Source organism: Pelagirhabdus alkalitolerans (assembly GCF_900096905.1).
GTDB lineage: Bacteria > Bacillota > Bacilli > Bacillales > Amphibacillaceae > Pelagirhabdus > Pelagirhabdus alkalitolerans.
In genome coordinates, this window is sequence record NZ_FMYI01000003.1 from 33,517 (window position 1) to 60,369 (window position 26,853).

Sequence of the window (26,853 nt, forward strand, 5' to 3'; positions counted from 1 at the left end):
GTGAATTTTGTTTAGATAGCAAAAAAAAGAGGATGAAATTATTTCATCCTCTTTTTTGATAAAGTGATTAATCCTCTTCATCGTCACCACTATTGTCATCATCGTTATTACTATTATCATTGTCATTATCATTGTCATTACCATTGTCATTACCGTCGTCATTATCATTACCATTACCATTACCGTTCTCATCGCCGTTATCATTTTCGTCTTCTTCGTCTTGATCATCAGAGTCTCCATTGTCATCAGAGTCTTCTTGATCATCATCATCATCATTGTCATCATCGTCACTAAAGTCACCATCTACAAATGGAGAAGTCGGACTAGATTCTCGACCGAAGTAATCGACAGCGACGATTTCGTATACTGCGGGTCCACTGCCAACATTAAGATCTGTGTCGGTCGTTGAGTCGTATTGTTCAAAATTACTATCTGGATCATCGGCACGATAAATACGATAGCCAACAACATCATTACTAGATGAGGCGTTCCAAGTCAGAACATTGCCAGATTTAGAAACAGAGCTAGGTGAGCTAGGGGCTGATCCATCATCTTCAATTTCATCCATATCTGGAATTTCAACATCGTTCCATGCAGAGTTTCCACTAGGGATAAGTTGTGACATATCTTCAAGTTCATCATACCCCATATCGCTTAACCAATCTGGATCAAAAATGACACCATCTTCTTCAGTAAATTCTTCGGGTGTGTCACTTCCTGCAATAACGGCTTCACCGTCGATCATCACGTATTGCCCCTCCATTAAACTTTCATCTTCATCGGTAGGAACAAATTCAGCATTAAAGATATCACTGCCGACCAATCCGAGTGATTCAGTTAATTCACTTGGTTGCATACCAGAGACCATAGAGTAGGAATCGGTGACAATATTGTTAGGTTGATCAAATGAATTTGATGGTGCCATTAAATCTGGATCGACTTCAGTTGCTGCGTTTACAAGTGCAGCCCAGAATGCTTGAGTACGTCCGCTGTATCCTGTTTCAAGCTGTTGTCTGTATTCATAACCCATCCAAGTCCCCATCGTGACATTAGGGTTTGTTGCGATAAACCAACTATCTGCAACTTCGTTTGATGTACCTGTCTTACCAGCCCAATCAACACCTGGATTGGATAAGTTGTTGCGAGCTGTTGTACCAGTTCCACTGGTTAGAACATCCCGTAACATGTCGATCATTAGATAGCTTGTTTGAGGACTAAATATATCCTCAGATTCAGATTCATGTTCATAAATTTCTTCGCCATCAGGTGATTCAATTTTTTCAATCATGTAGCCTTCTGTATATTGGCCATTATTCCCGAATGTTGAATAGCCATCTATATTTTCTGATACAGTTGCTTCAAAAGAACCGAGTGCGTTTGATTCATATCGATAATTTTGTTCGGGAATGGAATCAAATCCCATCGGAACGAGATAGTCAGGAACTGGATCATTATCTTCAAGTATATCAACATAAGCAGACATAGCAGACACATTATATGAATTTACTAGTGCATCTCTTGCGCTAACGAGTCCATAGTAACGATCGCTCACGAAGTTAGTAGGGTATCCTAATCCGTATCCATAATCTAAGTTAACATCAGCAATAATCGATCCTGGTTGCACAGCACCCTCTTCCATGCCAGGTCCATATACTAATAATGGCTTAGCGGTACTTCCTAATTGTCGATTAGCGTTTGTCGCAAAATTACGATTTTGAATGTCGTAATCACGACCTCCAACAAAGGCAATAATCGCACCTGATTCATTATCACGCAACACACTACTTGCTTGAACGGGTGTGACTAATGGTATATCCTCACCAGTTTCGGGGTCTTGAGTCATAATAGCATCCCCATTATTATTTGTTGCTGTTTTATCAGGCCCATAATTATCATAGTCAGCTGCAACTTCTTGAAAGGCATCATAAATGTCTTTATCAATGGTCGTGTGAATTTCATAACCACCTTGAGACAATTCACGTGATGCATACGTTTGATATTGTTCCGTTAATTCTTCACTATCTTCAATCTCTTCCATTGTGTATCCATCTTCGGTAGCGAGTTGTTCCATCATAATGTCTTCAGCTCGCCCTCTGATTTCCTCAGTCAAATAAGGATACTCTTCATAGGTTGAAGGAGAACGTGTCGTAAATGAATCGAGTAGGTCATATTCCAACGCTTCATCGCGTTCTTCTTCCGTAATATAATCAGCTGAAACCATACGATTTAAGACAGTTTGCATACGATTTAACCCTGGTTGAAGACCTTCTTCATCTTTTAGTGCACCATTCGTTGTAAATGGCGTATAAGCAATTGGACTTTGAGGCAATCCAGCAATAAAAGCTGATTGAGCTAAGTTTAGTTCGTCAGCTTCAACGCCAAAAATACCTTCAGCAGCAGCCTTTATACCTGCAATATTTCGGCCATTAGCATTCCGTCCAAATGGAACGATGTTTAAGTATGCTTCAAGTATTTCATCTTTTTCCATGAAATGTTCAAGACGCATGGCCAAAATAATTTCTTGAGCTTTTCGATCAAAAGAAACCTCACTTGTTAAAATTTGATTTTTAATAATTTGTTGAGTTAACGTACTTCCGCCGGTTTGAGTAGCAGATCCAGTAAACTCTTGGAAGGTTGCTCTTAGGATGGCCTTCGGTACAATACCATTGTGAGTTTCAAAATACTCATCCTCAGTTGCAATGATCGCATCAATGGCTTGGCTAGAGACATCGTCTAATTCTATTTCTTCTCTGTACAGGTCGGATCTTACTTCTCCCATGTAAACATCATCTGCAAAGTAAATTTCAGATGTCTCTTCGTAATTATAGATATCATCAATCATCGAATCAGCTGAGCGTAGTGGTTCGTCCTGAACGAGAGAGGCAAAATAGCCAGCGCCTAAACCACCAATTAAAAAGATACCGATAATACCAATGAATAAAAAGAATAATATGACATTCCATACAATATCATAACTAATTCGAGCTATTCTTTGTATGATACCTTTATCAATTATTTCTTTAATTTTAAGCCAAAAATTCTTTAGTCTATCTTGAAAATTCATTTATAATACCTCCTAAAAATGCAATCTATATTATATCACATTTGATAAGTGGGAAAAGGTTTTTGAAAGAAATACCTAAAAAAACTTGTGTTTGTCATCAAATTATGATATTAATGTAACACAATAGTCATTTTAAAAGCGATGAAAGAATGAAGTAATTTTATTGGTCACTGTTAAAAGAGAGCTGATGGTTGCTGCGAATCAGTACATACTAATAAAGTGAATTACGTTCCTTGAGCTGTTCTAATTAGTAGAACCGGTATTTAGATGCCGTTATCTAAATGAAGTGGCAATCAATGAATTGCAACTAGGGTGGTACCGCGAGCAGATTCGTCCCTGATTTGGGAGATGTCTGTTCTTTTTTTGTGTCAAAAATGGAAGAAAAATGTGAAGGGAGTTAAGAGAAATGGATATTATTCAAGATTTAAGTAACAGAGGTTTAATTCAACAAACAACAGATGATGATGCTTTAAAAGATCATTTAACAAATGAGGTTGTAACACTATACTGTGGATTTGATCCGACAGCAGATAGTTTGCATATTGGTCATTTAGTACCCGCTCTAATGCTCAAACGTTTCCAAGAAGCTGGGCACCGTCCAATCGCTTTAATTGGAGGCGGGACTGGTATGATCGGTGACCCTAGTGGACGAACGAGTGAACGTCAGTTAAACGATGAAAAAACAGTCCAATATTTTAGTGATCGCATTAAAACTCAACTTGCTCGCATTTTAGATTTTGAACAAGGTGAGAATTCGGCTGTTGCTAGAAATAATGCTGAATGGTTGTCGTCACTTACACTCATTGAATTCTTACGAGATACAGGGAAGCACTTCGGTGTCAATTATATGTTAGCCAAAGATTCTGTTCAAACAAGACTAGAACATGGTATTAGTTTTACTGAATTTACGTATATGATCTTGCAGTCGTATGACTTTATGAACTTATTCGAAAAAGAAAATTGCACACTCCAAATTGGTGGAAGTGACCAGTGGGGGAACATTACTGCTGGTATGGAATTAATTCGTAGAACGCGAGAAGATGAAGCTGTTAAAGTATTTGGTTTAACTGTACCGCTTATTACAAAAGCAGACGGTACTAAATTTGGAAAAACAGCAGGCGGCGCGATTTGGTTAGATCCCGAAAAAACATCACCATATGAATTTTATCAATTTTGGATTAATACAGATGATCGAGATGTCATTAAGTTCTTAAAATACTTCACTTTCTTATCAATGGAAGAGATTCAAGCCTTGGAAGAAGAGTTGAACCAAGCGCCAGAAAAACGTGTACCACATAAACGTTTAGCAGAAGAAATGACTAAAATCGTACACGATGAAAAGGCTCTACAGCAAGCTCAACATATTACAGAAGCACTATTTAGTGGCGATCTTAAGGGACTAAATGCCTCTGAAATACGTCAAGGATTTAAAGATGTGCCAACTGTAAAATTAGAATCTTCAGAACAAACATTAGTAGATCTTCTGGTTGAAGCATCAATTGCTTCATCTAAGCGACAAGCGCGTGAAGACATAAAAAATGGCGCTATCTATATTAATGGAGAAAGAACACAGGAACTAGATTATCAATTAACCTCAAATGACAAAATTGAAGAACAATATACAATTATTAGAAGAGGTAAAAAGAAATACTTCCTGCTTGATTTTAGTTAATGACTATCAACGCTGCCATTAAATTATCCAAATTCACTTAATAAGGTTCAATTTTTTGACTAACACATCTAGCTGGTACGTGATCACAATCTTTATTGTGGATTAAAGGAAAGGTGGTTGAAAATTTGTTTCTAGTAAAGCCATCTACGCACTATGAAAATCAATATATGGATTTCTATAACGATTGGAAATCCAGCGAGGAAGAAATGGTTCCCTTTGTAATAAAAAAAGAACCCATTAATTTTCAATCAATGTTGGATTACCTATTAGATTGTGAAAAAGGCATAGAGCCACCAGAAAATTGGATTCCAGAAAATTCAACTTACTGGTTAATAGACAATCAAGAAGTGATTGGTGTTGTGAATATTCGTCATTATCTAACAAAACCATTATTTAATGCTGGTGGTCACATTGGTTATGGTATTAGACCTTCAAAAAGGAATAATGGCTATGCTACACAAATTCTTTCCCTAGCTTTAGAAAAGGCTCGTGACCTTAATTTAGATAAAGTTCTTTTAGTTTGTCATTCAACGAATACAGCATCTAAAAAAATTATCTTAAAAAATGGTGGGGAAATGGATAATGATTATAATGATGGGGAGAACATATTAAATAGATTTTGGATATATTGTTAATCGAACAATAATATCAATTAAGTCGTTTCAGTTTTCTTGTTTATGACAAGATTAACTTTATTATTCCCATTCAAAAAGGAGGGTAACATGTGCGCATGTTACCCTCCTTTTTCGATTTAAATTGACCATTTACGATCTTGAGTAAATAGAACGGTTAACCATTGATCGTGTGGATATTGATCTAGATGAGATTTCAGCGTTTCTCTGATTTGATCTTGTTCTTTAATGGTTAATTCCTTTGAAGTAATAAAGTCGACTTCAACCCAAAGTGTTTTACCTACTTTAGAGACGCGCGTAAAGCTTTCATCGAATTGATAATCAATAACGAGCTCATTCACGAAATGCTTAATCTCTTCAGATACGGTTCCTCGTGGTGGCATATCTAAAATTTCTCTTAATGCTGTACCCATTTCTTGAATGGGCACTTTAATGAAATAAATCGAGACAAGAACGACCATCAATGGATCGATGTAAGGAACTAGCCATTGTAAGTTATCAAATTGCAAAAGTACAAACGATATAACAAAACCTATTAATACACCTACACTGACTAAAGAATCCATATACCATTGATTTCCTTCAGCTTGTATAAGAGCTGACCTCACGTTTTTACCTATTTTAATCAAGTACCATGTAATCAATACACATAACACGGTTGCAATAGCTGAGTATAAGAGAGCAAACCCTACTTCAATCTCACGACCACCTGTAAATAAAGCCATAATGGCAGACGCAAGTGAACCGATGACTAAAATCAAAATAACAAAGTATTTAATCAACACAACAAGAGGTTCAATCTTATCTTTTCCAAAAGGATAGTTCTCCATATCACTTTTGTTCATAAAACGAGATGCAGTTAAAGATAATAAAGATAGCCCTAAACTAACAAGCGAATAAAGCCCATCGAATAAAATCATCTGAGCGCCTACTATTAATCCTATCACAATACCTGAAACCGAAAAAACAAGAGCACCGTAGACCGATAACTTGAGTACAGTGTGCTCTCGTTTCATATTTTCATACATATTATCTGCTCCTATCTAATTAATCCAATAGATAGTTTAGCATAAAATGTCATAAAATGCTCGTTATTCACTTTCCACATCCTGTTGTTCAATTTCTTGATAGCGTCTATTTTGCCTGTAACCATATGCGATGTTGCGAACGAGCTCATCGCTTTCAGAACTTGCCCCAACCGAACCAGCAAGTGTTGCAACTGATGTTGCTAGCCAGCTAAGTCTTAAAAAAGCAGCAAAGTCTATTTCTTTATCAACATCGGTTAGTGATTCAAATAAATCCGGTGGTACAAAGAGGATAATGGCAGTCGAGAAAATAACAAATAAAACAAGGTAATAGGCAATAACAGCAATTGAAAGTGTTGATAAGGTTGTTGCATTGTATAATCGTTTAAATCGTTTTCCGCCTTTTTGGGTTCGTTTTTCCCAAAGTTGATGTGAAACAATCATCCAGATGACCATACTGGCAATGGAGGCAAAAGTCATACCGATCAATCGAAAGAGATTATAACTCAAACTCAATTCCCATAAAGTTGGGAAAATTAACGAATAAGCCCCTGTTGCAAATGCTACAGCAATAATGGGCTTAAATGAGGCGATGACGGCCCATGGCCTGTTTGCATAAGTCATACCTAGTAGTGTACGTAAACGTCCGTTTATTTTAGGAATGACTAAGTATCGAATAATCGATAAGTCATTGGATAATGTTTTTTCGATACGGCGAATGGGAGATAGGTTGAACTTTCTCTTGTATCGATGAGTTGCTGTTTTTTTAACTTCTTTATGTTTATTTTCTTGCTCGTGTAATTCATGAATTAATTTCTGAATTAATTGTTTTGTCCGTTTTTGCATTGGAGGTGCTCCAAGTGCAGGGATGGACAGTTGGGCAATGCCTTTTTTTATATTTACATCAGCTAAAACAACATCATCATTATCAAACAAAGGAAGATCGGTCACACAAATGGTATAGTCCCAATTTTGTTTATTTGATATATGATTCGCCTCATCAATAATTTCATCAGCTGTTTCAGCTGCACCTGTTAATGGATCTGTAATAAGATCTAATTTCCAATTATAATCAGAATCAACTTGTTCTTCGCAATAGGTTGCGAGTTCATCAATTAATCGATTTGTCATATATTCAGGAAGCTCTGGTGCACAGATGAAACCGAGGTGCTTGTCCATCCAATCACTCCTCTTTTTTCAATCTATACGTCTATTACCCAAATTGAAAGTATATTAACCTAAAAAAAACCCAAAAACCTGAGATAGGTTTTTGGGTTTTTTTAGAAGATACGTAAAAATATTATTAATAAATTATGAATTTAAAAGTGAATGTATTTCGATACTTTAAAAGATCTTCATATAAAAAGAATAATTTTCATCTGAACTTGAAGATTATTTGAATGAGTTAGTAGAAAACCATAAAGAAAGATCGATTGATGAATAGAATATAAGCGATTAAAAAACTTTGACTAGGCATCGAAGGAGTTTAAGCAGTCAAACTAACAAAGAGTAGCTTAAAGTATTAGTTACTATTGCACAATTTAATAAGATTAAAAGTTAGTTTAAAAGTTCAAATTACAGGTTATATATTCCTAATAGTGATGCAGCATCCTTTACATGTTATGTAGTCTGGAAAACATCTCCTTAAATTTATTTTTTGGGGGCTACTTTATATTTCATTTTAATTATGTTTTCCTTAAACGCTTGTATTTATACACAGAACTTTTCTTGCTTTCAATGCATATAATTATCTTATAAGGAAAGAATATTGTATAATATAATTAAATTATTTAACATGCATCATATTGTTTTTTAATAAGAATATATATATAATTTGATTAAAGATTTTTAAAATAGGAAATTGAGGTGTCTATAATGGCAACCAAAAGTTTTACAACTGACTTCAAATTTAATCAGAAACAAGCACAAAAACTTATAAACGCAATAGAGAATAGTAAAGACACGCAATATAAACCATCACAACGAGTTAATGAGGTAAGTGATCCAGAAGCGATTAAAAATATTATCCAGTCGACTAGGGATAATTAATGGCTTTAGATGTTGTTTCATTAACAGATATTTTGAATTCGGACATCAGTGAAGAGGAGGTCAAAGACCTTCTCTTTACTTTTGAAACGATACAAAGTGATGGAGTAAGTGGTGCTGCTGACGTGGAGTATTTTTTTCACTATAAAGCGATTGAGTTTGAGAAATTGGATATATCCAGAACATACTTAGTTTTTAGTACATATAAAGAAAAGCGTATTTTGAGTGGATATTTTTCAATATCTAATAGGCCATTAGCCATTAGCAAAAAAAATTTTACAAAGCTGACTAATTCAATGAAAAAGCGTTTAATGGGTGTTGGTCATAGAACTGAACAAAATTCATACGAAATTAAAGGTTTTTTGATCGGACAGATAGGTAGAAACTTTAGTGAAAAGTCAAGAAATTCTAACGGGGCTACTGGCAGAGATTTGATGGCTTTTGCACAAAATAAAATATTGGAAGCTCACAAAATAGTGGGGGGGAGAATTGTTTATCTTGAATGTCAACATGATCAAAAGCTTATTTCATTTTACCGTGACCATGGATTTATTGAGCTAGAAGACTATGAATCTGTTAATGGTTTAGCTATGTTGGTAAAACGTTTGAAACAACCTGAGTAGAGTGAATTGATCATATGTAGAGTTCAATTGTTATAGTTCTAAAGATTTTCTTCATCCCTTTTTCTTTTTAAAATATGATTCTCTTGATCGGGATAGGTCATAAAAGAAACATTGTCTGCTTTTGCTGAAAGAAAAAAGCAAATTAGTTAATTCTTACATGTCTGAAGAAAAAATTGGAACAGTTCTAATTCTCTTGTCATTGAGTAAGAACGAACAATTAAACTTAAACAACACGTTGGATATGTGTTTCTAAACTAACATTGAATGAATTCACTAAAAAAGTAATTGAGAGCGTAACTACCTAATGTAAGGTGTGCTCAATTACTTTTTTGTATGCTTAGCGGCTGTTTAATGTAGATTTGTGGAGGTGAGTTCATCACTAAAGATTAAAACTGTGAACGAATCGTTACTCTATACCCGAAAAACGTGCAGATGTGAATTTCACATATAGCTTAATGTGCTCTAGAAACGGAAATTCCACATCAGTTTCTGCGTTATTCTGCATATATTAATCCAAATAAAAAACCCTGAAACACTTGATTTAACAAGGTTTCTAGGGTTTTTAATCTTAGTATGTGCATACTCAATTTTTTAACGTGAGTACCACTCAACGATAAGTGCTTCATTAATCTCAGCTGGTAACTCTGAACGCTCTGGGAAGCGTGTTAGAGAACCTTCTAGCTTGTCTGCATCGAATGAAACATATTCAGGAACAAATGTGTTCGCTTCGATTGCTTCTGCAATGATGTCAAGTTTTTGTGATTTTTCACGTACGCCAATTACTTGGTTAGGTTGAATGCTGTAAGATGGGATATCTACACGAGCACCATCCACAGTAATATGGCCATGGTTTACTAGCTGACGAGCTTGACGACGTGTACGAGCAAGGCCTAAACGATAAACCATATTATCTAAGCGTGATTCAAGAAGGATCATGAAGTTTTCACCATGAACACCTTTCATTTTACCAGCTTTGTTGAATAAGTTTAGGAATTGACGCTCATTCAAGCCGTACATGAAACGTAGTTTTTGTTTTTCTTGAAGCTGTAAGCCATATTCAGATAGCTTTTTACGTTGATTAGGACCATGTTGTCCTGGTGCGTAAGGGCGTTTGTCTAACTCCTTACCTGTACCTGTTAATGAGATACCTAATCGACGAGATCTTTTCCATACAGGACCTGTATAACGAGACATAAAATAATCTCTCCTTCTAGTATTAGATTTTGCATAAAAGAAGATATAGTGTTCCATTGTCGCTTGGCATTTTGTTTTCATGTACCATCGCTCCAGCAGCAGAGAGTTACACGATACACCTTAATTTATTATATAAGGAACAAAATGAACAACCGGTGGTTCACAAAGGCTACCTTTTTTACACAAAGTACATTATATGCTTTTTGAGCATTAAAGTCAACTGTTTCTAAAGGATTAAATGTCAAGATGACAAAATACATTATTTTTCAAAAGAATTTCGACATTTAACAAAAATGGTAACCCTTTCCTTAAACTTAATAAGGATAATTTACTATGTTTTTGGTAGGCAATTAGAAATATTTGCGTTATACTGTAAAGTAAATGAGTTCGATTGATAATGATCATTATAAGAAAGATGGAGGGTAATTGATGAAGTCTAATACACTAACAGAAAAATATGCCACGTTCCTCCATGATGAGACGTTTTCAAGTCAAATTGAAAGTTCGTTACATAATGTCTTAACGCTTATTAAACAAGTTAGTGAAGTGGAATCTGTTGCGTTTTACAATTACAATGTGTGGCGTGATACATTTGAACTGTTTGATGTCGCATCTGATAAATCAATAAATCTAATAGAACAGCTCGAAGATCATGCGTACCTAAATAAGAATGAAGGGCATGCATTTAAAAAGATGCCTGCAAATTTGTTTTTAAAAGATGACAGTTATACTCAAGTCTATGTAAGCAATATGGAGCATAATGAACGGATAACTGGTCAACTACTTTTCTTCACACAACCGAATCAATCGCTAAATCAGAGTGAGGCGATAAGCTTTGTAGAGAAGTTAAAATCAACAATAATTGGTTTAACAAAAAGTCATGACATGCTGACACAATCTAAAAAGTATGAGTTGATGTTTAATGTGACACAAAAATTTCATTCAACGATGCAAACGAGTGAAGTATTGTCAGAAGTCATAAAGACGATAAAATCGGTTTATCCTCATTATGAATGTAGCTTATTTTTATCTAAGACGCACCAGCACGACACCGATTTACCGATTAAAGAACTTATATATAATGATGAATATGCTGATAAGGCAAGTGTTCAAGCGTTTCTATCAGGTGAAATTAAGCAAATTCAAAAACCGCACAAACGTACAGTGTATGCACCGTTAAATGGTAAGCAAGGGATTTATGGTGTAATGCAATTAATGATTCCAAGTGCTAATGTTTTATTACCACAAGACATCGAGTTTATCCGGCTTTTAGCGAATACAGCTGGGAATGCACTAGAAAATGCTCAACTGTATCAGCAATCAAATCACCTTGTCAGTGACCTGCAACTTATTAACACATTTGTTCATGGTTTAAATAAATTAGAAACTAAAGAAGAAATAACGTCATTTATCAAACAACAATTTTTAAATTGTGTTTCGGCTAAAGAGATTGGCTTTTTACTTTTAAATAAAACAGATCAATTTGTCTTTGATAAGGCATCGAGCAAAAGTTTTATGCATGACAATTCTGAAAGTTACATTGCGCCGATTCTGAATTTAGTGAAAGATAAACAAGCACCGGTATTTATTGGAGACCGTTTAGAAAAAGATATATTACACACAATGACAGATCGATCAGTGATTCTTTTACCGATGGTTCAAATGGATCAATTACTAGGTGTTGTTGTCGTTACACACAAAGATCCTTATCACTTCACATTTGAACAATTTAAATTGTTGCGTTCGTTAATTGAACATGCGACATTAGCATTTTATAACATGATATTAAGAGAAAAATTGGAACGAACTGTAATTACGGACTATTTGACAAAATTGTATTCTAGACAATATTTGGATGAGAAATGTGCCTATCATTTGAAGAATGATCGAGAAGGAGTATTTGTTTTATTTGATTTAGATGATTTTAAACAAATAAATGATCAGTACGGTCATGATGTCGGTGATACAATACTTGTTCAAGTCGCTAATATATTGAGAAAGAAAACTGAAAAAATAGGATTTGTTGCTAGATGGGGTGGTGAAGAGCTTGTTGTTTACCTTGTTAATGCATCTATCGCAAGAGGTAAGCAGATTGTAAGAGATATATTGAGGACGATAGAAAATGAAACCACACCAAAGATTACAGCTTCAGTGGGGATCACACACTGGAAGGAAAGCTATGTCTCCTCATTATCTGACCTTTTTGACCAAGCGGATCAAGCACTGTATAAAGCGAAGAGAAATGGCAAAAATCAATTACAATTAGCAAAACCGCCCCAACATTCATAGTGAATGCGGGGCGGTTTTTTAAAGGTATTTTGTTAAAATTTCAGCAAATGCTTCAAGATAGGATTCATCGAGTGAGTCAAATCGATCAAGCTCTGGACTGTCGATGTCAAGAACACCTATAACGCGATCGTTTTTAACTAATGGAACAACAATTTCTGAATTGGTATCAGCATCACAAGCTATATGACCAGGAAATTCATGTACGTTCTCAACTCGTTGCGTTGTTTTTTCTGAAACGGCTGTGCCACAAACACCGCTTCCCACTTTGATACGTAAGCAAGCAGGTAGCCCTTGAAAGGGTCCCAAAATCAGCTCGTCTTCTCCATCCATTAAATAAAATCCAACCCAATTGACTCGATCAAGAAACTGATTAAGTAAAGCTGAACTATTTGATAGATTTGCTACAGTGTTTGGTTCATCTTCAATTAAAGCCTCTAACTGCTTTAATAAACGTTCGTAATTTCGTTCGCGCGTTCCATCATATGATTCCTTTTCAAACATAAATAATCCCCCTTGATGAAATGAAATAGTTGGTAAAAGATTATACAGATGAATGATGCGATATGCAATATTAAGGTATCGAAAAAAGCATAAGTTTGAAAATGATGTTGTAATTTGAAATTATTTGTTTTTTTTTAGCCAAAAGTAAGATGTTCATGGTATGATAAAAATAATAAAGAATAAATTATATGATGAAAAATTTCTATTTACATAAATATACATATTTTGACTGAGGTTGAGGAGGATTTACATGGTAACCTATATTATAGGGTTTATTCTCATTATTATTACACTTATTATCATAGGGTTAATACTTAGAAAACGAATTTATGATCGCGTTGATCAATTAGAGGCTTGGAAAATGGATATCATGCATCGTAATGTATCTGCAGAGTTACAACGTGTAAAATCCCTGAAGTTGTCAGGGGAGACACAAGAAAAATTTGAAGCATGGAAAGAGACGTGGGATCGAATCTTAACGCGTGAATTACCAGATATTGAAGAATATTTATTTGATGCAGAAGAGTCTGCTGATCGGTTTAAAGTACAAACAGCTAAACGCAGTTTAAATAAAGTTGAACAAACGTTAAATGAAATAGAAGAGACAATTGAATCGATGTATCAAGAACTAGATGACTTGCTTGATTCTGAGAAACAGAGTCGAAAAGAAGTTGAAAAAGTTGTTCCAAAGATTAAAGAATTGAGACATCTCATGCTACAAGATCGACATCTATTTGGAAAAGCAGAGGTGCGTTTTGAGAAGGAGATCAATGAACAACAGAATCTATTAGATCAGTTTTATCAAGCCTCAGATGAAGGTAACTATTATGAGGCTAGACAGATTGTCCAAACATTAAACGATCAATTGAGTGATTTGTCTGAACGAATAGAAGCCTTTCCAGTTTTGTATAAGAAGTGTAACCGTGAACTTCCTGACCAAGTTAATCAATTACGAAATGGTATACGGGAAATGACGCAAAATGGTTACCCAATCGATGAAGATCAATATTTATCTGAATTGGATCAATTTGATCAACAACTAAAAGACTTTGTTGATCGTTTAATTGAAACAGACGATGCTTCTATATACGAAGCGATCGAATCAATGGAAGAACGGATTCAAGAGATTTATACTATTTTGGAACAAGAAGTGCACGCTAAAAAGTATGTCGATAAACATCTCGAATCGTTCAAAACATTAATTGAAGATGTATTGGCTGATTTTAATGACACTGATTTAGAGGTGAAAGACCTTCAACAGACGTATTACTTAGAAGGAAGCGATTTAGAGCTATATAATAATCTTGATAAATGGATTCATCAACTTGAGCGACAAGCTGAACAAATGATACAAGATTTATCAAATGGAGATTGGACTTATGTGGCCATTCAAGATCAGTTAAAGTCAAGTTATCAAGACCTAGAAAAGTTTAAAGAATCACACCAAGAATTTAAAGATCAAGTAAGAACAATTCGTAAAGACGAACTAGCTGCGCGTGATAAGGTGAAAGAAACGAAAAAAACCTTATTAGACATTGAGCGTCGGATTAGAAAAAGTAATTTACCTGGTGTTCCATCGAGTATATGGAATCGTCTTGATGAAGCAAAAGACCATACTCAAAATGTTGTCGAAAAGTTAGAAGAACAACCTCTTGATATGGGTCAAGTTTCCCGCCAATTAGAAAAAACGAATCAATCAGTTGAAGATCTAATTGAACAGACAGAGTTTATGATGGAACAAGCTTATTTAGTAGAGCGTGTCATTCAATATGCGAATCGCTATCGTACGCAATATCCCGTTTTATCTGCAAAGTTGTCTGAAGCAGAAAAAATGTTTAGAGATTATTATTATAAAGAAGCATTGGAAACAGCTTCTGAAGGGTTAGAAGAAGTAGAACCAGGAGCCCTTCAAAGGTTGAAGACTCGGGTTGAAATTTCGAGTTAGTGAGGTGAAAAGAGATGAAAATTGTATCAATTATTAGCATGGTTGCTTTAACGTTAAGCGTCTGGGGACTTTTCTTCGCTATAACGATTGTTGATCAATCACCATCAGAATATGAAGTTAATGCCGGATTGGATGAAGATAGAATGGCAGAGAGAGAACGTGATGCTAATGACTACCAACCGGTTGTTTTAGATGAAGAAAACAGTGATGATAACGACGTAAGTGAGGCTGTTTCAGAAAATAGTGATGAGGAAATAGAAGAAGATGAACCGGTAGTGGATGAAGAGGTGTCACTTTCGGTTGAAGAACGTGCAAGTAGTCCTTATAATGACATATTGTACGACTTTGAACGATCAAATCCTGTTTCAATTGACGAATTATTATCAGCATTGGATATTGAGTAGTGTGCAAAAATCCCAGGCTTAAGCTTGGGGTTTTTGTGTGCGCATATCTAGGTTGTTTGCATATTTTAATTGTAACAGGGGTGTGTTAGAATGAAGGAATGCAATATGACGGTGAAGGAGCAAATAAATGATTTACTTTGATAATAGTTCAACGACTAAACCACTACAAGAAGTTGCGGAGAGTTTTCAAACGGTCTCAGAACAATATTACGGAAATACGTCATCTGCTCATCAGTTTGGATTAGATGCAGAGAAATTGCTGCGAAAGTCTTCACAACAAGCGGGTCAACTATTAGGTGTGGGTGAAGATGAAATCATATTCACTTCTGGGGGAACAGAAGGTAATAATTTAGCCATTAAAGGTGTTGCGTTAGCCTATCAAAATAGAGGTAAACATGTGATTACAACAGCGATTGAACATCCATCTGTATTAGAATCTGTTCGTTCTCTTGAAGCGTTAGGTTTTGAAGTGACCGTACTCCCTGTTGGTGAGTCGGGTGTTTTAGATGTTGATGCGGTTTCTGATGCGTTAAGAGAGGATACGATTTTAGTTAGTGTCATGCATGTCAACAATGAACTAGGGACGATTCAACCTATCAAAGCGATTGGTCAACTCTTAAAGAACCGTGCGCATACTTTTTTTCATGTTGATATGGTTCAAAGTTTTGGTAAAATTGACCTTTCTCTTAATGACTGCTCAGTTGATCTAGCAACAATTTCAGGCCATAAAATCCATGGAATCAAAGGAACTGGTCTACTTTTTGCAAGAAAAGGTATACGCCTTTTTCCATTATTTCACGGTGGCGGTCAACAAAATGATAGACGTTCAGGAACGGAAAATCTTGGTGGTATCGTATCACTTGTAAAAGCAATGCGTGTGATGACTGAACAAAAAATGCACCATCCGGATCATTTTAGAAACTTGAACCATTTAATGAGAATCGAATTAGAAAGTATGGATCATGTTATTATAAATACGATGAATGACCAAGCTGATCACATTTTGAACTTCTCTATACCACACTTTAAACCAGAAGTAGTTTTGCATGCTTTAGAAAAGCGTAATATTTTCGTTTCAACCAAATCAGCGTGCGCATCCAAAAAAGAAGAAGAAAGTCCAGTATTAAAAGCAATAGGACTTCCGAGAAATCGAACAACATCTTCTATTAGAGTGAGCTTTTCTTATCAAAACACTGAAGGAGAAGTCGAATTGTTCACAAGAGCTTTGAAAAAAGTGATTCAGGAATTAAATAAAGTAATGGGGTAATAGTATGTTATATGACCACTTGCTAATTCGGTACGGTGAATTAGCTTTAAAAGATAAAAACCGAAAAAAATTCATAAATCAGCTACATGAAAATGTGAGACATCAATTAAAAGACTTCCCAGATGCTAAAGTTAAAAGCAATCGTGATCGGATGATGATTGAGTTGAATGGGGTCGCCCCATCACCGATTATAGAGCGTTGTCAATATATATTTGGTATTCAAACCTTTAGTTTAGCAATTAAATCAGATAGTGAGGAAATGGCTATTAAACGTGCCGCTCTTTTTGCATTGAATGAAGCTGACTCAGTTCAAACATTTAAAGTGACAACGAAAAGAGCAAATAAAAGCTTTCCTATTGGCTCTCAAGATTTTAATTATATTATCGGTTCACATTTATTAAAAAATACGGAAAATATTAAAGTTGATGTGCATCAACCAGACCTAGAAATTCATATAGATATTCGAAATGATGCAACTTATGTAACCTCAGAACGTTATCAAGGTATGGGAGGACTTCCGGTTGGTTCGTCTGGTAAAACCTTATTATTGTTATCCGGAGGTATCGACAGTCCAGTTGCAGGTTATTTAGCAATGAGAAGAGGTATAAAAATTGAAGCCATTCATTTTCATTCACCGCCATACACAAGTGAGGGCGCGAAGCAAAAGGTATATGATCTAGCCAAACAATTGTCCAAGTATGGACATGCGATTAAAATTCATGTCGTACCTTTTACTGCCATGCAGCAGAAAATTCATCGTGATATACCATTTGGCTATTCGATGACAGTGATGAGGCGAATGATGTTGAAAATTAGTGAGATCATTGCTGAGAAACAAGACATCAAATCCATTACAACAGGTGAAAGTTTAGGTCAGGTAGCGAGTCAAACGATGGAAAGTATGCATGCTATTAACGCGATCACAAATTATCCAATTATCAGGCCATTAGTTACGATGGATAAAAGTGAAATTATATCAATTGCTAAAACAATTGATACGTATCCTATTTCGATTCGTCCTTATGATGATTGTTGTACAGTTTTCGTACCTAATGCCCCCAAAACTAAACCTAAGAAAGAAAAGGTTGAATTTTTCGAAGGTGAATTAGATTTAGAGCAGGAGTTAAATGATTTATTAGATAATATTGAAACGGTATCACTATCTCCGTTTGATTCTGATGAGAATGAAATGGATTCACTCTTTTAATTTGTTCAAAATCTAACAACAACTACCAGTTTAAAAAGGGTATGAACTTCTTTCTTTTGCGCAATCTAATTGTGTAATAAAGAGGAGGTGAATACTGAAATGGTTGCAAATAATAATAGTAGTAATCAATTGGTTGTTCCTGGTGTTTCACAAGCTCTTGATCAAATGAAATATGAAATTGCACAAGAGTTCGGTGTCAATTTAGGTGCTGATACAACATCTCGTGCCAATGGATCTGTTGGTGGCGAAATCACAAAACGTTTAGTTCAAATGGCCGAACAACAATTAGGAAATCAGTCAAATCAATCATAATGAATCGAAGAGAGTAGTGTGAAGTTGACACTGCTCTTTTCATTTGTCACATTTTAAAACATAGCTAAATGTAAAGTACCTTCATAAATATAAGTTTTGAATTTCGTTTTAATTTAGGTGATAATAGTTGATAAAGAAAATAAGGGGGCGAATAAGCAGATGGGGACTTTATGGTATAATGGGGTATTTTATACGATGAGAGATGAAAATGAGACTACAGAGGCCATTTTTACTGAATCAGGTGTTGTAGTTGATATTGGAAACTATAAATCATTAAAAGATCGTTATGGAAAAAGGGTTAAAACTGAAATGAATATGAACGGTGACACTGTATTTCCTGGATTTGTTGATAGCCATTTACATATTATTGGTCAAGGTGAAAAACTGGATCATCTCGATTTATCAGATTGTACAAGCCGAGAAGAGGTGTTACGACGGATCAAATTGAAAGTGGATGAATTGAAACCAGGGCAGTGGTTGTTTGGAGAAGGTTGGAATGATAATCAATGGGAGGATCAACGTGTTATTGATCGTGATGAACTGGATCAATTGACTGCAGAACATCCTATTATATTAACAAGAATATGTAGACATGCTATAGTGGCTAATAGTAAAGCTATTTCGATGTCAGGCATTGATGCCCAAACAAAAGACCCACAAGGTGGAAAAATCGTAAGGGACCATAAAAAACGTATGACGGGTTACTTTTTAGATAGCGCTCAGGACATGATAAAACAAGCAGTACCTGATCGGACAGTAAGTGAGTTAAAACAATTAATTCGTTATGCAGTTGATCACATGCTTAGTCTAGGATTAGTCGGTGGACATAGCGAAGATTTAGCTTATTACGGGAAAAACAGCTTTCAAAATGTCTCACAAGCATACGCTGAAACATTAAATGAACACAATCGTTTATTTCGCGCGCATTTGCTTGTTCATCATGACGTTGTTGATGATTACCTAGCTGCGTTTGATCAAAAGACTATAGTAGCTTCAGAATATGTTGAATATGGTGCGATGAAAATATTTTCTGACGGTGCTCTTGGTGGTCGAACAGCTTGGCTTTATCAACCATATAGCGATGATTCCGGTAATACGGGACTAAACATGCATACACATGAAGATTTAAAACAATTGATAATGAAAGCACGAAAACACAATTTACCAGTAGCGGTTCATACAATAGGTGATCGTGCGATTGAAACCGTTATTGATTTATTGAAGCAATATCCTTTAGCTACAGGTGGTCGTGATCGGTTAATTCATGCTGTTTTAGTCAATGAGTCAATTGTTCAAAAGTTAAAGTCGATTGATGTGACGTTAGATATACAACCTACATTTGTATCTTCTGATTTCCCTTGGGTGATTGATCGGTTAGGAGAAGATCGAGTGAACAATGCTTATGTATGGAAACGTTTCTTGGAGGAAGGTATTGCTTGTGCTGCTGGTTCTGATGCACCGATCGAAACGGTGAATCCACTAAGTGGCATTCAAGCCTTTGTTGAGAGACGGTCGACTATAGATGGAGTGGCATATACAAAGGATGAACGGATTAATGTATTTCAGGCTATCTCATTGTATACAAATGGTAGTGCCTATGCAATCGGTAAAGAGAAAGAAAGAGGTTACATTTTACCAGGCTATACCGCAGACTTCACCGTTTTAAATAACAATCCTTTTGATGTAGAGCCAAGTGAAATTGAACAAATTCCTGTTAATCAAACGATTATAAATGAACGAATTGTTTTCTCTCGTTAGTTTGTCTTGAATTAAGTAGATATATCAATTAAAAAACATGCACATATTCCCATTGTGCATGTTTTAGCGTATTTTCACTTCTTATTTAGAAATTGATCTTTTAACTGATCAATATAATTAGCTTCTGGTAAATTAAAATGCGTCAAGGCTCGAGGAACAAGGCTTAACTCGACTGATCGAATATGGGAAATGGGAAAAGCCTCATTATCAAGGCCAATAATAGGATGGTCATTACCATCTTGAATAATATCAAATCTTATTTTTCTTGAGTGATCGAGCACAAGAGGTGAATGAAAAACATTATAACGGCTATTCGTTAAAGGTGCGATTTTACTTATTTGTAAAGATGTTAATTTCGGGTCAACAACAGCACCCCCAATTGATTTATTATAACCTGAGCTTCCTGAAGGTGTAGATACAATTAAACCATCACCGTGAAATTGTTCAAGGTGCGAGTCATCGATTTGAACATCGATAACGATACTTTTAATAATACCAGAACGTATACTGAATTCATTTAAACAAGCATAAAAACGATCCTCTCGATCATCAATTGATAAATGAAGAACATCATGTTTTTGTGTGTAAGCTGTGTTAGATATGTTTTTCCAAATATCGTCTTTTCTTGAGAATGGGACAGAACTATATAAGCCGACGCTTTCATTTTCTGAAACGCCTATGTAAACAGCATTTGAGGAAAAGTTCGTTTTTCTAACGCCGTGCAGAAAATCACCATCATTTCCTAAAATGACAATAGCATCTGCTTTTCTAGGCTGATTAATTAATTTGACTTGGTTTTGTTCGGCGGATTGGATCAATTGATTCATCAAAATTGATTTGTTTTCGTTTTCTTTTTCATGTATGTATACTTTATTCATTTAAAACGCCCCCTTCTTTATATGGTGATCCCACTTATATATAACCTAAACGTGAATAGGTCAAACTCCATGGTGCATAAGGTGATTAAATCACTTTAGTAAAATGAGAGACGAAAATGCGTGTCTGTGTTATACTTGTTCATTGGATTAAGGGAGGTTTTAAGATGGAACAAATCGAGCAACTATTTAATCAATTTGATCAACTTGTAGAAGAAAGCATTAAACAAACGAATGATGCGTATTTAGAAGGGTTACTTGATATTTTAAATTTAGTTGTTATGGATAAAGAAGAAGTGAATTCAGAAAAAGAACAATTATTACAAGAGCGTCTACCATTAACTTCTTTCGACGCTTTAGATAATGAATCGAAAAGAAAAATAGTTGAATTGTTGACATTAAAAGCTATGAAAGGCGCTACACAACAACAGCATCTTATTACACCGGACTCAGTTAGTAGTTATGTCAGCTATTTAGCAGAAAAACTATTGTATGATAAAAAGACAATCAGATTGTTTGATCCTGTTTCAGGATCGGCAAATTTACTGACATCCGTCATCAACCAATTGAAAAATCATACGGTACAAGGATATGGAAGCGAGATTGATCCAACATTTACTGAATTAGGACTTTTGAATGCGACGATTCAAAAGCATGATATTGAATTTTTCCACCAAGATAGTATTCAACCGCTCTTATTAGATCCAGTTGATTTAGTCATCGCAGATTTACCAATTGGCTTTTATCCAGATGATGAGCGAGCAAAAGCTTTTAAAGTGCATAGTGAACACGAGCATACGTATGCACATCATTTACTAATTGAGCAAAGCCTAATGTATACGACACCAGGTGGTTATGCGATGTTTGTGATTCCAAATACGTTATTTAATAGTGATCAATCAACTTATTTACACCAATTGATTCAAGAATCAGCACACGTTATTGCACTATTACAATTACCGACTTCATTATTTAGATCAAATGAAGAAGCGAAAAGTTTATTTGTCTTACAGAAAAAAGGTGACCATACAAAAGCACCTAAGGAAGCCTTAATGGCTCAATTGCCATCGTTTAAAAATATGAAAGCAACTGAAAATATGGTTCTGAAAATGAATGCATGGTTTAAAGAAGAAGGGTATAAATCTGTTTGAATTGTATGAATTTAAACAGACAACGCTCTCATCAGTTAATTTAAGTTGCAATTTACATTCAACATTCGTTAAAATGGTAATGATTAATATATAGATAAAATAGGGAACCGAAAGGATTGGATTATTTTGAGTAAAGTAATTTCTATTAATGCAGGCAGTTCATCACTTAAATTTCAATTGATTGAAATGCCAGAGGAAACTGAATTAGCTAAAGGTATTGTCGAACGAATTGGTATAGAGGATGCTGTTTTTAAAATTGAATATGGTGAAGAAGAAGAAAAACTAACAACTGATATTCAAAATCACGAAAAAGCTGTTCAATTATTATTAGAGAAACTTCAGGACTCTGGTGTTATTCAATCACTAGATGAGATTGAAGGTGTTGGTCACCGTGTTGTACATGGTGGTGAACGTTTTAGTGACTCAGTACTTGTAACAGATGAGGTTATTGAAGAAATTGAAAAAGTATCTGACTTAGCACCACTTCATAACCCAGCAAACTTAACAGGCATTCGTGCTTTCCAAGAGATTCTACCAGATGTACCGGCCGTGGCTGTATTTGACACAGCGTTCCATCAGTCAATGCCACCTGAATCATATTTATATAGTTTGCCATATGAGTATTATGAAGATTATGGTATTCGTAAGTATGGTTTCCATGGTACAAGCCATAAATATGTATCAGAGCGCGCGGCTGAACTTTTAGATGAGCCATTAGATAATCTAAGACTGATCACTTGCCATATCGGTAATGGTGCAAGTGTTGCTGCTGTTAAAAATGGTCAATCGATTGATACAACAATGGGCTTCACGCCACTTGAAGGTGTTACAATGGGAACACGTTCAGGTAGTCTTGACCCGGCTTTAGTACCATATATTATGGACAAGACTGGAAAAGATGTTAACGAAGTGCTTCATGTATTAAACAAAGAAAGTGGTATGCTAGCTCTATCTGGTTTCTCTAGTGACTTAAGAGATATCGAAGATAAAGCGGCTCAAGGAAATGAGCGTGCTGAATTAGCACTTAAGATCTTCGCTGGACGTATCCATCAATATATCGGTTCTTATGCATCTAAAATGCATGGTGTAGATGCTATTATCTTCACAGCAGGTATCGGTGAGAACAGTAAAGCTGTCCGTGAGCGTGTGTTAGAAGGGTTAGAATTTATGGGTGTTTATTGGGATCCACAAAACAACGATGTTCGTGGTAAAGAAACATTTATCAATTATCCACATTCACCTGTGAAAGTTTTAATCGTACCGACAAATGAAGAAGTTATGATTGCTCGTGATGTTCAGCGTTTAGCTTTTAACGAATAGAACGGATTAGAAAACCCTAGCTGTTTAAACAGCTAGGGTTTTTACATTTAATTAATAATTTTGGCTCTAAAATATATGTTGGGGTAAAGATACAATTCAACACGCTGCTTTTATAAAAAGCGTTCGTGTGATCGACCACTCGCTTGCCGCGGGCACGGCCTCAACTAACTTAGGAAAGAAAGGCACTTTCCTAAGTGGATTTTCGGCTCGTGCTGTTCCCGCAGGCGTCTCGTAGTCATCACACGTTAACATAAAAAAGCACGCAAGCTCCTTATTTGTTATGATTTGTTTAGACGAACAAAAACCAACAAAAAGGAGTTGCGTGTACTATGTATTCTAACATCACTTTACCAGGATTAGAAGGGGTCATCGTGACAAAGTCTTATCAAAAAGAGGGTGTCTATCACCTCCATGTGGAGCTGGAAAGACAGCCTCACAGCTGTCCTGATTGCCATCAAATGACCCAGAAAGTGCATGATTATCGCATGCAAAAGATTCAACACACGCAAGCTTTCGGAAGAGATACACACTTGTTTTATCGAAAGCGCCGTTATATTTGTGAAGAGGCAACGTGTCAAAAACGATTTTATGAAGATAATACGCTCGTCGCGCGTTATCAGCGACAATCTGTTGAGTTTAATCAAGCGTTATCAATCGAACTGATTCATGCCAAGAATTTTAAAGATGTGGCGGATCGCTTTGGGACATCTCCTACAACGGTTATGCGTCGCTTTGACACGATTTGTGCTTCTAAATTAAACGAGACAAAAGAACTCCCTAAGGTTATTGCCATCGATGAGTACAAAGGGGATGCAGGTGGCGAGAAGTATCAAACGATCATTGCGGATCCGATTCGCCGAAAACCGATTGAGATTCTAAAGGATCGAAAGAAGGAAACGCTAAAAGATTATCTTCGTCAACATGGCCAAGGTGTTGAAGTGGTCGTGATGGACATGAGTCCATCTTTTAAAGCAGCTGTTGATCAATCGCTAGGACGCCCTATTATCGTGGCAGATCGATTTCATTTTTGTCGCTATATTTACTGGGCTTTAGAACAGGTAAGAAGGCATGTTCAACATTCATTTGATGCGTATGATCGAAAAAAGTGTAAACGAATGCGTCATGTTTTTTATAAACATCAAGAAAAACTAACGGATAAACAACACTGGTATTTAGAGCACTACCTTCATAAATCAGATTATCTTGAAAGAGCTTATCAGTTGAAAGAGGGTTATAGAAAATGGTTTGAAATAGCGAAGGCCTGTGGCCAAGAAGGTTTAGGGGAGATCAAAGACACATTATATAGGTTTTACGATCTTGTCAAAGCGTCAGGGGTTGTTGAATTTGAAAGAGCTATTTCAACCTTTCAAAATTGGCAAAAAGAGATTTTAAATAGCTTCGCTTTTGACTTGCATAATGGCTATGTTGAAGGCATTAACAACCAAACCAAGGTTATTAAGCGTAATGCCTTTGGTTTTGGGCGATTTGATCGGTTTCGATTAAAAGTTTTATTACATCATCAATATAAAGATGTGAAGATTCGAATTGCATAAAAAATAAGGAGTGAGCGTTAGCTCACCCCAACATTTGACTTAGAACCATAATTTTTAACTTTCTTTTTCTTCTTTTTCATCTTCATGAGAGCGAACGACCAATACATCACAAGGTGCGTAACGTACGATGTTTTCAGAAACACTACCAATTAAGAAACGTTCAACGGCGTTTAAACCTGTCGCGCCACACATGATTAAATCTGCATGGAACATTTTTGCCACATATTTAGGAATGCGAACTTTCGGTGAACCGTAATCAATGTGGGTTTCAACATTTTTAACACCTGCATGAAGTGCTTCATCTTTGTAATCACTTAACAATTTGCTAGCGTAACTTTCTGAACGATTGATCATGGATTGATCATATGTTTCAGCTGTTGAGATTGTTTTCGTATCAACAACGTGTGCGATGACTAGATCACCTGCATTTCGCTTAGCTACTTCAATTGCCTTTTTAAAAGCTTTTAATGATGCATGAGAACCATCAACGGCTACGACTATTTTCTTATATTGTTCTCTTGGCATGCTCATCACTCCCTAACTAATTTATATGATACTATACCACTAATTAAATAAGTGCAAACATATAAAATGAACTTGAAAAATCTATATGGATAAATTGATACTTTGAAAAAATAACTGTATAATAACACTTGCGGATAGACGATTAGTACAGATTAAAAAGTAAGGTGGGCTTGACCTTGGCAACTAAACATGAACAAATTTTAAAGCATATTGAATCATTAAAAGTTGGAAATAAAATATCGGTTAGACAAACAGCAAAAGATTTAAATGTAAGTGAAGGTACAGCTTATAGAGCGATAAAAGAAGCTGAGAATCAAGGTTTAGTAAGTACCATTGAACGTGTGGGTACGATTCGAATTGAACAAAAAAGAAAAGAAAACTTTGAGCATTTAACGTTTGCTGAGATCATCGGTATTGTAGACGGCCAAGTGTTAGGTGGGCGAGAAGGCCTTTATAAGACATTACATAAGTTTGTCATCGGTGCCATGAAGACTGATGCGATGATGCGTTATTTAGAAAAAGACTCTTTACTCATTATTGGTAACCGATCTGAAGCGCATCGCTTAGCATTAGAAGAAGGGGCGGCTGTTTTAATCACCGGTGGCTTTGATACAGATGATCAGATTAAACGTTTAGCGGATGAAAAACAATTACCGATTATTTCGACAAGTTATGATACGTTTACAGTTGCTGCTATGATCAATCGTGCTATTTATGATCAGCTCATTAAGAAAGAAATTGTTCTTGTTGGCGATATTTATACTGATTTCGCGCAAACACATTATTTGAATCGCTCAGAACCCATAAGTAGATGGTATGAGTTGAATCATCAAACAACCCATTCAAGATATCCCGTTGTTGATGATCAAATGCGTGTTGTCGGTATTGTTACGTCTAAAGATATTATCGGGAAACCAGAGCGAACGCAGGTTGAAAAGGTCATGACGAAGAATCCTATGACCGTCTTTAAACAAACTTCTCTCGCCTATGCAGCACATATGATGGTTTGGGAAGGGATTGAAATTGTCCCTGTCGTTAATCAAAACCATAAGTTAGAAGGGCTGATTTCAAGACAAGATGTTTTAAAAGCATTACAACATGTTCAAAGGCAACCTCAAGTGGGGGAAACCATCGATGATATTGTGACGAGTGGTTTACTAATGGAAGATGAAGGGTCGACGTTTAAATTCCATTCTAAAGTAACACCCCAAATGACGAATGCATTAGGAACATTATCAAATGGTGTTTTTGTTTCTTTTATTTCTGAAGTGAGTAGTCGGATTATGACCTATATGAAAAAAGGTGATCTTGTTGTTGAGAACATTTCGGTGTATTTTATTAAACCAGTCCAACTTGAGAGTGAAATTACAATTATCCCTAAAATATTAGAAATCGGACGCAAATCGGTTAAAATAGACATTGAGATCCACCATGAAAAAGATATTGTCGGCAAAGCTGTATTAATCGGTCAACTGATCGATCGGTAATGA

General features: G+C 35.7%; 23 protein-coding genes and 1 other annotated feature. Of the genes, 15 read left to right on the forward strand and 8 right to left on the reverse strand.

The window, feature by feature from the left end; translation table 11 throughout:
* Positions 1-67: 67 nt before the first annotated feature.
* Entirely contained in the window at positions 68-3,064 is a 2,997-nt protein-coding gene (locus tag BLR62_RS04750) for a transglycosylase domain-containing protein (RefSeq protein WP_090793889.1), read from the reverse strand.
* Positions 3,065-3,196: 132 nt separating this feature from the next.
* Positions 3,197-3,405: a binding site (T-box leader), on the forward strand.
* A 65-nt stretch (positions 3,406-3,470) separates the two neighbouring features.
* Here BLR62_RS04750 and tyrS point away from each other — a divergent pair.
* Together tyrS and BLR62_RS04760 are read left to right on the forward strand one after the other, a co-directional pair.
* The gene (tyrS, locus tag BLR62_RS04755; protein WP_090793892.1) at positions 3,471-4,736 is read left to right on the forward strand and encodes a tyrosine--tRNA ligase; all 1,266 of its coding nucleotides are present in this window, start codon (positions 3,471-3,473) and stop codon (positions 4,734-4,736) included.
* 167 nt (positions 4,737-4,903) lie between these two features.
* Complete coding sequence (locus BLR62_RS04760; RefSeq protein ID WP_090794798.1) at positions 4,904-5,371, forward strand: GNAT family N-acetyltransferase; 468 nt, start codon at positions 4,904-4,906, stop codon at positions 5,369-5,371.
* Between the two features lie 116 nt (positions 5,372-5,487).
* Here the strand turns inward: BLR62_RS04760 and BLR62_RS04765 are convergent, their stop codons facing one another.
* Both BLR62_RS04765 and BLR62_RS04770 read right to left on the reverse strand, forming a co-directional pair.
* Positions 5,488-6,396: a cation diffusion facilitator family transporter gene (locus BLR62_RS04765; RefSeq protein ID WP_090793895.1), complete on the reverse strand. Its 909-nt coding sequence runs from the start codon at positions 6,394-6,396 to the stop codon at positions 5,488-5,490.
* 63 nt (positions 6,397-6,459) lie between these two features.
* Positions 6,460-7,572 carry an MFS transporter gene (locus BLR62_RS04770; protein ID WP_090793898.1) on the reverse strand — a complete coding sequence of 371 codons (1,113 nt, stop codon included), beginning with the start codon at positions 7,570-7,572 and terminating at the stop codon, positions 6,460-6,462.
* Positions 7,573-8,268: 696 nt separating this feature from the next.
* On the opposite strand from BLR62_RS04770, the gene BLR62_RS12445 reads away from it, so the two are divergent.
* Complete coding sequence (locus BLR62_RS12445) at positions 8,269-8,442, forward strand: hypothetical protein (protein WP_176759215.1); 174 nt, start codon at positions 8,269-8,271, stop codon at positions 8,440-8,442.
* Positions 8,442-9,062: a GNAT family acetyltransferase gene (locus BLR62_RS04775; RefSeq protein ID WP_090793902.1), complete on the forward strand. Its 621-nt coding sequence runs from the start codon at positions 8,442-8,444 to the stop codon at positions 9,060-9,062. Before BLR62_RS12445 ends, BLR62_RS04775 begins: the two co-directional genes overlap by 1 nt.
* A 591-nt stretch (positions 9,063-9,653) precedes the next feature.
* Here the strand turns inward: BLR62_RS04775 and rpsD are convergent.
* Complete coding sequence (gene rpsD, locus BLR62_RS04780; RefSeq protein WP_090793905.1) at positions 9,654-10,256, reverse strand: 30S ribosomal protein S4; 603 nt, start codon at positions 10,254-10,256, stop codon at positions 9,654-9,656.
* Between the two features lie 429 nt (positions 10,257-10,685).
* Between rpsD and BLR62_RS04785 the strand changes: the two genes are divergently transcribed.
* A complete protein-coding gene (locus tag BLR62_RS04785) occupies positions 10,686-12,545 on the forward strand; it encodes a sensor domain-containing diguanylate cyclase (RefSeq protein ID WP_090793908.1) in 1,860 nt (619 codons plus the stop codon).
* Positions 12,546-12,563: 18 nt separating this feature from the next.
* On the opposite strand, the gene BLR62_RS04790 is transcribed toward BLR62_RS04785, so the two are convergent.
* A complete protein-coding gene (locus tag BLR62_RS04790; protein ID WP_090793911.1) occupies positions 12,564-13,046 on the reverse strand; it encodes a GAF domain-containing protein in 483 nt (160 codons plus the stop codon).
* A 250-nt stretch (positions 13,047-13,296) separates the two neighbouring features.
* Between BLR62_RS04790 and ezrA the strand changes: the two genes are divergently transcribed.
* The 6 genes from ezrA (at position 13,297) to BLR62_RS04820 (ending at position 19,939) form a co-directional block, all read left to right on the forward strand.
* Positions 13,297-14,991: a septation ring formation regulator EzrA gene (gene ezrA, locus BLR62_RS04795; protein ID WP_090793914.1), complete on the forward strand. Its 1,695-nt coding sequence runs from the start codon at positions 13,297-13,299 to the stop codon at positions 14,989-14,991.
* 14 nt (positions 14,992-15,005) lie between these two features.
* Positions 15,006-15,395: a hypothetical protein gene (locus BLR62_RS04800; RefSeq protein ID WP_090793917.1), complete on the forward strand. Its 390-nt coding sequence runs from the start codon at positions 15,006-15,008 to the stop codon at positions 15,393-15,395.
* A gap of 127 nt (positions 15,396-15,522) precedes the next feature.
* A complete protein-coding gene (locus BLR62_RS04805; RefSeq protein ID WP_090793920.1) occupies positions 15,523-16,662 on the forward strand; it encodes a cysteine desulfurase family protein in 1,140 nt (379 codons plus the stop codon).
* Between the two features lie 4 nt (positions 16,663-16,666).
* Positions 16,667-17,869 carry a tRNA uracil 4-sulfurtransferase ThiI gene (gene thiI / locus BLR62_RS04810; RefSeq protein WP_090793925.1) on the forward strand — a complete coding sequence of 401 codons (1,203 nt, stop codon included), beginning with the start codon at positions 16,667-16,669 and terminating at the stop codon, positions 17,867-17,869.
* 99 nt (positions 17,870-17,968) lie between these two features.
* Positions 17,969-18,181: an alpha/beta-type small acid-soluble spore protein gene (locus BLR62_RS04815; RefSeq protein WP_090793928.1), complete on the forward strand. Its 213-nt coding sequence runs from the start codon at positions 17,969-17,971 to the stop codon at positions 18,179-18,181.
* A gap of 159 nt (positions 18,182-18,340) precedes the next feature.
* Positions 18,341-19,939, forward strand: a complete 1,599-nt coding sequence (locus BLR62_RS04820; protein ID WP_090793931.1) for an amidohydrolase — start codon at positions 18,341-18,343, stop codon at positions 19,937-19,939.
* A gap of 74 nt (positions 19,940-20,013) precedes the next feature.
* Here the strand turns inward: BLR62_RS04820 and BLR62_RS04825 are convergent, their stop codons facing one another.
* Positions 20,014-20,817, reverse strand: coding sequence for an NAD kinase (locus tag BLR62_RS04825; protein WP_090793933.1), 804 nt, complete (start codon positions 20,815-20,817; stop codon positions 20,014-20,016).
* Between the two features lie 164 nt (positions 20,818-20,981).
* On the opposite strand from BLR62_RS04825, the gene BLR62_RS04830 reads away from it, so the two are divergent.
* Positions 20,982-21,965 carry a class I SAM-dependent methyltransferase gene (locus tag BLR62_RS04830; protein WP_090793935.1) on the forward strand — a complete coding sequence of 328 codons (984 nt, stop codon included), beginning with the start codon at positions 20,982-20,984 and terminating at the stop codon, positions 21,963-21,965.
* 126 nt (positions 21,966-22,091) lie between these two features.
* A complete protein-coding gene (locus BLR62_RS04835; RefSeq protein ID WP_090793938.1) occupies positions 22,092-23,285 on the forward strand; it encodes an acetate kinase in 1,194 nt (397 codons plus the stop codon).
* 96 nt (positions 23,286-23,381) lie between these two features.
* On the opposite strand, the gene BLR62_RS12515 is transcribed toward BLR62_RS04835, so the two are convergent.
* The gene (locus BLR62_RS12515) at positions 23,382-23,537 is read right to left on the reverse strand and encodes a hypothetical protein (protein ID WP_218119753.1); all 156 of its coding nucleotides are present in this window, start codon (positions 23,535-23,537) and stop codon (positions 23,382-23,384) included.
* A 77-nt stretch (positions 23,538-23,614) separates the two neighbouring features.
* On the opposite strand from BLR62_RS12515, the gene BLR62_RS04840 reads away from it, so the two are divergent.
* A complete protein-coding gene (locus BLR62_RS04840) occupies positions 23,615-24,838 on the forward strand; it encodes an ISL3 family transposase (RefSeq protein WP_090793940.1) in 1,224 nt (407 codons plus the stop codon).
* Positions 24,839-24,892: 54 nt separating this feature from the next.
* On the opposite strand, the gene BLR62_RS04845 is transcribed toward BLR62_RS04840, so the two are convergent.
* Positions 24,893-25,363 (reverse strand): universal stress protein, encoded by a 471-nt coding sequence (locus BLR62_RS04845; protein ID WP_090793943.1) that lies wholly within the window; start codon positions 25,361-25,363, stop codon positions 24,893-24,895.
* A 176-nt stretch (positions 25,364-25,539) separates the two neighbouring features.
* On the opposite strand from BLR62_RS04845, the gene BLR62_RS04850 reads away from it, so the two are divergent.
* The gene (locus BLR62_RS04850; RefSeq protein WP_090793946.1) at positions 25,540-26,850 is read left to right on the forward strand and encodes a DRTGG domain-containing protein; all 1,311 of its coding nucleotides are present in this window, start codon (positions 25,540-25,542) and stop codon (positions 26,848-26,850) included.
* Positions 26,851-26,853: the final 3 nt, after the last annotated feature.